A 9,668-nucleotide genomic window follows, 5' to 3' on the forward strand; every position below is an offset into this window, starting at 1 on the left:
TTTTTTAATGGGAAACGGTAAAATAATAGAAAGTAAATCTTAATTGGAAACAGAAACCTAGTCAAAAAGACGAAAGTATTTCTGGTATGATAGATCTAGATATTATGTTGTATAAGGGGGAAAAGAGATGTCACTCCGTTTTTTACTGGGAAGATCGGGTGCAGGGAAAACTTCGAATATATTGGACGGAATTCGTTCAAAATTGGCAGATGATCCCGAAGGCAATCCAATTATTTACCTCGTTCCTGATCAAATGACGTTTCTATCTGAATATAAATTAGTTAAAACACCAGGTCTTGCGGGAATGATCCGGACGCAGGTTTTCAGTTTTAGCAGGCTGGCTTGGCGAGTTCTTCAGGAAACTGGGGGAATGAGCCGGCTACATTTGGACAGCGTCGGCGTCAATATGCTGATAAGGAAAATAATGGATGATAAAAAAGATGAGCTAAAGATGTTTCGTCGATCTGCTGATAAGCAGGGATTCATTGCACAGATGGAACTAATGCTGGCTGAGTTCAAGCAGTATTGCATCCAACCGGATGACATTCAAAACTATTTGACCGATACTTCAGAGGCAGGCAGCGGAATTCAGGATAAACTGCATGACCTTGAATTGGTCTATCAGGCTTTTGAGGATGAAATGGTTGGCAAATATTTAGATTCTGAAGACTATTTCACATTACTTATTGAAAAAATGTCAGAGTCTTCATATATAAGGAATGCCGATATTTATATCGATGGTTTTTATAGTTTGACACCACAGGAATTATTGATTGTGGAAGAAATGATGAAGCTGTGCAAGAGTGTAACGGTTTCGCTGACATTAGATCAGCCCTACAGACAATATGCCCCGGATGATTTGCAATTGTTCAGGCAGACGGGAAACCTGTATCATCACCTTTATCAAGCTGGATTGAGAAATGATATCCCAATTTCAGAGGATCGCATTTTAAAAGGAACGGAAAGGTTTGTAACGAGTCCGGGGCTGAATCATCTGGAAACTTATTTTGCCATTCGTCCTGCACGGACGTTTGAGCAGTCACCTGATGTAACGATTGCCCAGGCAGTTAATCGCAGAGCTGAAATTGAAGGCGTTGCCCGGGATATCTTGACACTTGTCAGGCAGAAGCAGCACCGTTTCCGTGATATAGCGATTTTAGTTCGTAATGGTGAAGCGTACGCTGATATTTTACAAACCGTTTTTCGGGATTATAAAATTCCCTTGTTCGTCGATTCCAAACGGACCATGCTTAATCATCCTCTGATAGAACTGATTCGTTCCACTTTGGAGATCATCAATGGTTATTGGCGGTATGAACCGGTATTTCGAGCAATCAAGACGGAGCTTTTATTTCCGCTGCAAAAAAATCACGATAGGATGCGGGAGCAAGTGGATAAGCTCGAAAACTATGTGCTGGCCCGTGGAATTAAAGGGAGCAGGTGGACTTCCAAAGATCGTTGGACGTACCGGCGCTTCCGAGGGCTGGAACTGGAGGAACGGAACCAAACCGATAAGGAAATGAAGCTTGAGCAAGAGTTGAATGAGATGAAGCAATTATTTACCGAGCCCATCTTGAAGCTATCAAAACGTGTTAAAAAGGCTGATAATGGGAGGGAATTGTGCGAAGCCCTTTATCTATATCTTGAAGAATTACATGTACCGGAAAAATTGGAAAAGCTGAAGCAGGAGGCCGAAGAAGCAGGTGATTTGGTTTCGGCAAGAGAGCACGAACAAACGTGGAATGCGGTTGTCGATCTGTTAGACCAATTCGTTGAACTGCTAAGCGAAGAAGAGCTTTCCATGAAACAGTTTGCGGTAATCATTGAAGCTGGTTTGGAGTCTCTTGAATTTTCTTTGGTACCGCCGGCAATTGACCAAGTCCTTGTCGCTAATCTCGATTTATCCCGACTTGATGATGTGAAGACAGCTTTTGTTATCGGCTTGAATGAGGGGGTCTTGCCAGGAAAAGCTTTATCTGACGGTATTTTTTCCGATAGTGATCGTGAAGTGCTGTTAGCCGGTGGACTTGATGTTGCTCCAAGTTCAAAGGTGCGCCTCCTTGATGAGGAGTTTACGGCGTACAAAGCTTTTACTACACCTGCTGAGAGGCTTTATTTATCATATCCGCTTGCCGATGAGGAGGGAAAGGCGCTTTTACCTTCATCCTACCTAAAACGGGTAAGGGATGTACTGCCTAACGTTTCCGAAGTGTATTATATGAACGATCCATCTGATCTGTCTGCTGAGGAACAGGTGAAATACGCGGCCAATTACGATGTGGCCCTATCGTATTTGGCTGCCCAATTGCAGCTGAAAAAAAGGAACTACCCAATCCATACACTATGGTGGGATGTATATAATGCCATTATAGGGGATGAAGTGGTCGGTCCTTTTGCAACTAAGGTATTATCAAGTCTTTTTTACCAAAATAGAGCGAAGAAATTATCAGAAGAAACAAGTAAGCAATTATATGGCGAGAGTATTCTTACAAGTGTCTCGAGAATGGAAATGTTCAATAGCTGCCCGTTTTCCCATTATGCCGCTCATGGTTTGAAATTGAGGGAAAGGCAAATTTTCCGATTGGATGCACCGGATATTGGTGAGATGTTCCATGGAGCGTTGAAAATGATTTCGGACTATTTAAATGAACATGATATTCCTTGGTCTACATTGACAAAGGAACAATGCTTGGAGTTGGCTAGAGTTGCCGTGGAAAGACTTGCTCCTAAACTTCAAAATCAAATTTTATTAAGTACGAATCGCCATCACTATTTGCGCAGGAAATTGGAACATGTAATTGGCCGGGCATCAATCGTATTGAGTGAACATGCAAAGGTGAGCGGTTTTGCTCCAGTTGGGTTAGAACTCGGTTTCGGAAAAAATGGAGAGCTGCCGCCACTTTCGTTCACATTGAAAAATGGTACGAAGATGGAATTGATCGGACGGATAGACCGTGTGGATAAAGCGGAAGAAGGGGAGGGTGTCTATTTGCGCGTGCTCGATTATAAGTCGAGTGAAAAGGAACTGAACATGAGTGAAGTGTATTATGGACTTGCGCTGCAAATGTTGACATACCTTGATATCGTCGTTACCCATTCCAAGTCGCTAATAGGGAAAGAAGCCATTCCAGCCGGTGTTTTATATTTTCATGTGCATAATCCTGTTGTCAAATCCAAGGGAATGCTCAGTTTGGATAAAATTGAGGAAGAAATTTATAAGAGTTTTAAAATGAATGGACTTGTACTTGATCATTCAAATGTCATCCAGATGATGGATAACTCGCTTGATATTGAAAATTCGGGTAAGTCGGATATCATTCCAGCTGGTTTTAAAAAGGATGGATCGCTTCTAGCGGCTTCCAAAGTTGCCAGTAGGGAAGAATTTTCGCTACTGAATCATCACGTTCGCCGGGTTTATCAGGAGGCAGGTGATCGAATGGTCGATGGCGATGTGAACATAACGCCGTATAAATTAAAGGAAAGAACGCCGTGTACTTTTTGTTCCTTTAAATCAGTATGCCAATTCGACCAGTCACTGGAGGAGAATCAATTTAGGAATTTGGCACAGAAGAAGCAAAATGATGTTCTTGATCTATTAAGAGGGGAGGGGGAGAGCGATGAGTAAAACGAAAATTCCTGTTCTGCCAGGAGACGTGACATGGACGGAAGATCAATGGAAGGCGATATGGGCTAAAGATCAGGACATTTTGGTTGCTGCCGCGGCTGGTTCCGGGAAAACTGCTGTGCTGGTCAATCGGATCATTCAAAAAGTCATTTCAGAAGAAGAGCCAATTGATGTGGATGAACTGCTTGTCGTTACATTCACCAATGCTTCGGCAGCCGAGATGCGCCATAGGATAAGTGAGGCATTAGAAAAAGCGATTAGCGATAATCCGCATTCACAGCATCTGCGCAAGCAGTTGAGCCTGATTAACCGCGCCTCAATATCCACACTTCATTCCTTTTGTTTAGAGGTGATCAGGAAGTATTATTATTTGACGGAAATCGACCCAGGCTTCCGGATTGCAGATTCTACAGAGGTCCAGCTTCTCCGTGATGAAGTAATGGAGGAACTTTTTGAGGAACAGTATGGTCAAAGTGATAATGAAGAGTTCTTTAATTTGGTTGATGCTTTCACAAGCGACCGAAACGATGATGCACTTCAGAATATTGTTCGGTCGCTGCATGATTTTTCGCAATCGAACCCTGATCCGGATCAATGGCTCAATGGTGCCGCCAGCATGTATGAGTTGGCGGATGATGATGGGATTGATGATCTTTCGTTTATCGATTCATTGAAATTTGATATTGGTTTACAATTGGACACCGCCCGGGATTTATTGGAACGCTCGCTGACTTTGACTAAAGTCCCTGGTGGGCCGGCACCAAGGGCAGAGAACTATTTAGCTGATCTTGCCCTTGTCGCCAAACTGTCGGAAGTGAAAGACCGCTCCTGGAACGATCTTTATGAAGAAATCCAAAACGTGAAGTTTGGAACGGCGAAACGCCTTACTGGTGCCGATTTCATTAAAGAAGTAGCGGATGAGGCTACGAAGTATCGTGATAAGGCAAAGAAAATCATTAAATCGCTGCAGGAAGAGTTATTTTCTCGTAAACCGGAAAGTTATCTGCGCGATATTAGGGAGCTCAAGGGGTATGTCGATACACTTGTAAGGCTTGTTAAACAATTTGATCATCGTTTCTTCGCTGCAAAAGCAGAAAAGAACTTGGTGGATTTCGCCGATTTGGAACATTATTGTCTTCAAATTTTGACAGGGGAAACCGTGGATGGTGAAAGAAAACCATCAGCTGCTGCTATCGAATACAGAAACCAATTCAAAGAGGTCCTGGTAGATGAGTATCAGGATACGAATCTGGTTCAGGAATCCATTTTAAAACTGGTGACGGCAGATGGCGAATATAGTGGGAATCTTTTTATGGTGGGCGATGTCAAGCAGTCCATTTACCGATTCAGGCTTGCAGAACCGAATCTCTTCCTTGGAAAGTACACACGCTTTACCCGTGATGGGATTGAATCCGGCCTAAAGATTGATTTAAACCGGAATTTCCGGAGCCGTAAGGAAGTTCTCGATGGGACGAATTTCTTGTTTCAACAGTTGATGGGGATTACAGTCGGGGAGATTGATTATGATGAAGACGCCCAATTGAAAAAAGGTGCGCCATATCCCGAAGATGAACCAAACCTTATCGAGCTCCATTTAATTGATGGAACAGCCGATCCTGAAGCAACTTCGGAATCGGAAGGGGCGGATAGCGGGTTTGAGGCCGAGGAACTTGAAAAAGCGCAACTCGAGGCTAGGCAGATGGCCAAGCTCATTAAAAAGGCTATAAGCGAAAAGCATCGAATATATGATATGAAAACTCAAAAGTACCGATCTGCCACTTATCGTGATATGGTCATTCTTCTTCGTTCGATGCCATGGGCACCGCAAATCATGGAGGAATTTAAAAAGCAGGGGATTCCAGTCTACGCCAACTTGTCGACAGGGTATTTTGAAGCAACCGAAGTGGCGATCATGATTTCCTTATTGAAGGTGATTGATAATCCTCAACAGGATATCCCTTTGGCATCCGTTCTCCGTTCACCTATCGTCGGGATGGATGAAGAAGAAATGTCACAGGTGCGTTTATTCCATACAGGCAGCTATTACGAAGCATTAGCTGATTTTTATAGAAAGAGTGATTCGGAAGAACATCCAGGGCTTTATGAAAAAGCGTCGGCTTTTTATAAAAAACTAGTAAAGTGGAGGAAGCTTGCCAGGCAGGAAGCATTATCCGATTTGATCTGGCTTCTATATCGTGAAACGCAGTTCTATGATTTTGCAGGAGGGATGCCGGGGGGCAAACAGCGTCAGGCCAATTTAAGAGCGTTGTATGACAGGGCAAGGCAATATGAAGCAAGTTCCTTCCGAGGTCTATTCCGTTTCTTGCGTTTCATAGAAAGGATGCAGGAACGTGGAGATGATTTAGGAGCAGCTCGGGCATTAGGGGAACAGGAAGATGTAGTCCGCCTGATGACGATTCACTCATCAAAAGGCCTTGAGTTCCCGATCGTGTTTATTGCCGGTCTTTCCAAGCAATTCAATATGATGGATTTACGAAAGCCATATTTACTGGATAAGGATTATGGATTTGCTGCCAAGTACGTGAATTCCGAATTACGGATAACCTATCCATCCCTCCCACAATTGGCTTTTAAGAAAAAAAAGCAGCTTGAACTAATCGCGGAAGAGATGCGTGTCCTCTACGTGGCGCTTACAAGGGCTAAGGAAAAGCTTTACTTAATCGCCAGCATCAATGATGCAGAAAAAACGCAGCAGAACTGGGCAAGTAATGCGGCACATGGAGAGTGGCTTTTAAAGGACTATGTACGGGCGGGTGCAAAAAGCTATCTTGATTGGATTGGTCCATCCCTTGTACGTCATCGGGACTCTCTTGGTGCTGCAGGTCTTGGCTTGGAAATGGAGTCGCATCCATCGAATTGGTCCATTTCTGTCATTCCAAGTGAAGAGCTTGCCGTTCTGGATGTGGAAGAGACAGAATTACAGGAGCAAATACTTGAGCATGTCCAGAAATCAGAGAAGATCGAAATGGTCTCCGAATTTTATGATGATATTAAAGAACAGCTCGAATGGGAGTATCCTGAACATGAGGCGTCCATGCATCGGTCCAAGCAATCCGTTTCTGAACTAAAACGTCAATATGAACTCAGGGACGAGCAAAGTTCCACAGAGTTGTTACGTAAATTCAAGCGTCCTATTACGAAGCGTCCAACATTCATGCAAGAAAAATCACTAACTCCTGCTGAAAGGGGTACGATTACACATCTAGTCATGCAGCATATCGATCTATCCAAAGTTATTTCCATTCAATCGATTCAGACGTTGATGGTTGACTTGATTCAGCGTGAGTTGTTGACGGAGGAACAGAAAGAAGCTGTGAATCCGGAAACGATCGTCGATTTCTTTGACAGTGAAATCGGCCAAAGAATGCAAAAGGCACTGAGTATTCGCCGTGAAGTGCCATTTACGATGTCGTTGCCAGCAAACGAAGCTTACAGCGATTGGACAACTGGCGAAGAGGAAATCCTTATCCAGGGTGTGATTGATTGTATTTTTGAGGATGAACAAGGTCTTGTGCTTCTGGATTATAAAACGGATACAATTACCGGCCGTTTTGCTAGCGGTTATGATGGGGCTAAAGAGATTCTTGCCGATCGATACCGGGTGCAGCTCCAGCTTTATACGAGGGCTGTCGAAGGGATATTGAATAAGAAAGTAACCAGCCGTTATTTATTTTTCTTTGACGGATCGCATTTATTGGAAGTGTAAGAGACTTTTTTTGCCCAAGTATTTATCATGCTAGTAAAATAGGACAAAGAAAAAAGCCTCCCTGGGATGAAGTGGGAGGCCTTTTCTTTGTTTTAATTATTCCCTGCAATGGGTTGATCGACCCCATTGACATCAATGACATTGCTTCCATTCAGACCGCTGGCTGTAAACACGATCGCAGCTGTGTTCCCTGAACCTGAACCGGAGACTGATTTGGAGGAAGACTTAGGGGAAATGACGGCGCAATCACCGAATAACAGGTTTCCTTCTCCTACATTAAATATTTGAATTGGGCCAATAATGGCTGGCATATGATCTCCTCCTTTTAAAATTAATCGTTGTTGGTTGAATCCTCAATCGGTGTCTCTTTTAGGAACCTCCCGAATATGTTTCACCCTTGATTCCATACGTGCATGCCCAACGTTTCCCACACCAACCACGGATGAGGATGATATCCCGATAATATTGATATTGCCGACACGTATGAAGGGATTCGGATTTGAAAAACTTGTTAGAACTGGTTCATTCAATCTTGGAATATAAAATGGTTTCTTAAAGATATCATAGTCGTCGAATTGAATGTCCACCGAATGGAATGTTTCACTTTTCTTCTGAACGGCTAATGCAAGGGAAATTCCGTCTATATAAGAAGTATCCCCTATTTGCAGGGTGGAGCTGAATGAGACCGTATCGGATAATAATGATTTTACTTTTGATATTCTAGAGAACATGTTCTTCTTTATCCTTTTGGAGTAAGGGGTACGAATGGCCCGATGATTAGGGATTCCGGCGGAGTATCGAATGCAGATGATAGTTGGACCGTTTGGACATCACCAATGAGAAATAAAGCAGAGCTCGCTACACCGGTAATATGAATATCACCTACACAAAGCTGGTGATTGGTTACATTAAACTCCATTTGGATTTCCTCCTGTCTCGGCTTGTGAATGAGTAATGAATTGAATCAATGCAGCTTGAATATCGGATTTTACCTGTTCCTTGATCTTTTCCTTGACGTTATCAAGCTGCTGAGGTACACGTTCGGCGGCAGAAAGAGTATCGAAATACAAAATGATTCGTTGATGAAGCTGGCGTTCTACGTCCTGTTTAATGAAGTCGTGATAAGAAGGTTCCAATGATATTTTCAGTTGTGTTTCGGTATCATGGATCATAATTTCCAAGTCTGAAAGAATATCGTTGTGTATCTCCTGGACGACGATTTCCCGTCCTTTAAATAGGTTTGGTGCAGGTTGAACGGGTTGTTTGTTGACGGCAAATTCATCAATGTTATTTAAATCATTGGGATTTAAACCGATATTCAACGTTCCATCAAGAGATTCGACTTTTAATTGATCGAATTTATATTCAATTTTATCAACGTGGATTGGCGGTTTATTTTTCAGCTCGGCAAGTTCATCTGTCAGGCGTTTGATTTCGTGTTCAAGTTTCATGATCCGCTTATCTTGGGCTTCTAGAAAATGCTGCATTTGTATGGAATATGAATATAGATCCTGATTCACGACTCAACACCTCGCCTTCACCATAAGATAATTTCATATATGACAGTATATGAAAAAGTTTGGGTGTAGGTGAATGCCTATGAACTACGAGCTGTGAATGGGACAAAACTGGATGATGGGATCACATCAGCTTCAATGGCAGGTGCTGGTTCAGTGAAACCACCGGTATTGGCTAATGTGGAATATGGTTTAATCACTCCGGCACTTCCTATTTGAAAAACGGATGAATTGGCGATGCTTTCAATTTTTATCATATTGATTTGTATGGTCTGGTGAATATTGAAGATCATGCTGACTCCTTTCTGAAAAGCATTAGAGATTTAAGACCATTGGCTGGTCAACACCATCTGTATCATTTGTATTTGTGGTGCTATAGGCATTATAAAGTGATATGGATTCACCTGTATTGAACGATCCAGCACCTGCAAAAGTTTTAGAAGTGGAATATGGACTAATTTTAAAAACGTCACCAATATGGACAGTTCCACTGCTACCGACGGCAATGACTTGAACGATTCCTACGATGGCCGGCAAGTAAATCACCCTTTTTTTATTCTGCTTTTCCCTTTGATAACAGGCGGTGGGCCTACAAAAGGGAGTTTTAATGTATTGTATGTGGACTCATGATTGATGTGATTCATCTGCCTATCATATATTGTCATATAACCAGTGATGAATATCACTGAATAATAAGAAGCTGATATGATCATTCATTCTTACTTTTTTTGATGATTACAGGAAAATACTTTCGATAAAAAGCTTCCTGTTTAACGATAAAGTGTTACTATTATAAAAT

Annotated in this window: 8 protein-coding genes; 2 read left to right on the forward strand and 6 right to left on the reverse strand. The window is 42.4% G+C overall.

Translation table 11 applies throughout. The annotated features are described in order from the left end of the window. Positions 1–127 precede the first annotated feature (127 nt). Entirely contained in the window at positions 128–3,625 is a 3,498-nt protein-coding gene (gene addB, locus ACFWE9_RS14940; RefSeq protein ID WP_230158648.1) for a helicase-exonuclease AddAB subunit AddB, read from the forward strand. Further along, entirely contained in the window at positions 3,618–7,352 is a 3,735-nt protein-coding gene (gene addA, locus ACFWE9_RS14945) for a helicase-exonuclease AddAB subunit AddA (RefSeq protein ID WP_377357437.1), read from the forward strand. Before addB ends, addA begins: the two co-directional genes overlap by 8 nt. Positions 7,353–7,444: 92 nt before the next feature. On the opposite strand, the gene ACFWE9_RS14950 is transcribed toward addA, so the two are convergent. The 6 genes from ACFWE9_RS14950 to ACFWE9_RS14975 all read right to left on the reverse strand — a co-directional run bounded on the left by ACFWE9_RS14950 (position 7,445) and on the right by ACFWE9_RS14975 (position 9,406). Next, positions 7,445–7,663, reverse strand: a complete 219-nt coding sequence (locus ACFWE9_RS14950) for a spore germination protein (RefSeq protein ID WP_230158658.1) — start codon at positions 7,661–7,663, stop codon at positions 7,445–7,447. Between the two features lie 42 nt (positions 7,664–7,705). Beyond that, positions 7,706–8,083, reverse strand: coding sequence for a spore germination protein GerPE (locus ACFWE9_RS14955; protein ID WP_230158666.1), 378 nt, complete (start codon positions 8,081–8,083; stop codon positions 7,706–7,708). A gap of 8 nt (positions 8,084–8,091) precedes the next feature. Next, positions 8,092–8,271, reverse strand: a complete 180-nt coding sequence (locus ACFWE9_RS14960) for a spore gernimation protein GerPD (RefSeq protein WP_230158668.1) — start codon at positions 8,269–8,271, stop codon at positions 8,092–8,094. Beyond that, positions 8,261–8,872 (reverse strand): spore germination protein GerPC, encoded by a 612-nt coding sequence (gene gerPC / locus ACFWE9_RS14965; protein WP_230158670.1) that lies wholly within the window; start codon positions 8,870–8,872, stop codon positions 8,261–8,263. The genes ACFWE9_RS14960 and gerPC overlap by 11 nt, the downstream gene beginning before the upstream one ends. 77 nt (positions 8,873–8,949) lie before the next feature. Beyond that, a complete protein-coding gene (locus ACFWE9_RS14970) occupies positions 8,950–9,162 on the reverse strand; it encodes a spore germination protein GerPB (protein WP_230158672.1) in 213 nt (70 codons plus the stop codon). Positions 9,163–9,184: 22 nt separating this feature from the next. Further along, a complete protein-coding gene (locus tag ACFWE9_RS14975; protein WP_377357440.1) occupies positions 9,185–9,406 on the reverse strand; it encodes a spore germination protein in 222 nt (73 codons plus the stop codon). Positions 9,407–9,668 lie beyond the last annotated feature (262 nt).

The sequence above is a fragment of the Peribacillus sp. NPDC060253 genome, from assembly GCF_042727425.1.
Lineage (GTDB): Bacteria > Bacillota > Bacilli > Bacillales > DSM-1321 > Peribacillus.

Excerpts from the sequence above, each read along its gene's own strand:
- addB (WP_230158648.1), top strand. The coding sequence starts at position 128 with ATGTCACTCCGTTTTTTACTGGGAAGATCGGGTGCAGGGAAAACTTCG.
- ACFWE9_RS14950 (WP_230158658.1), bottom strand. The coding sequence starts at position 7,663 with ATGCCAGCCATTATTGGCCCAATTCAAATATTTAATGTAGGAGAAGGA.
- ACFWE9_RS14960 (WP_230158668.1), bottom strand. The coding sequence starts at position 8,271 with ATGGAGTTTAATGTAACCAATCACCAGCTTTGTGTAGGTGATATTCAT.
- ACFWE9_RS14970 (WP_230158672.1), bottom strand. The coding sequence starts at position 9,162 with ATGATCTTCAATATTCACCAGACCATACAAATCAATATGATAAAAATT.
- addA (WP_377357437.1), top strand. The coding sequence starts at position 3,618 with ATGAGTAAAACGAAAATTCCTGTTCTGCCAGGAGACGTGACATGGACG.
- ACFWE9_RS14955 (WP_230158666.1), bottom strand. The coding sequence starts at position 8,083 with ATGTTCTCTAGAATATCAAAAGTAAAATCATTATTATCCGATACGGTC.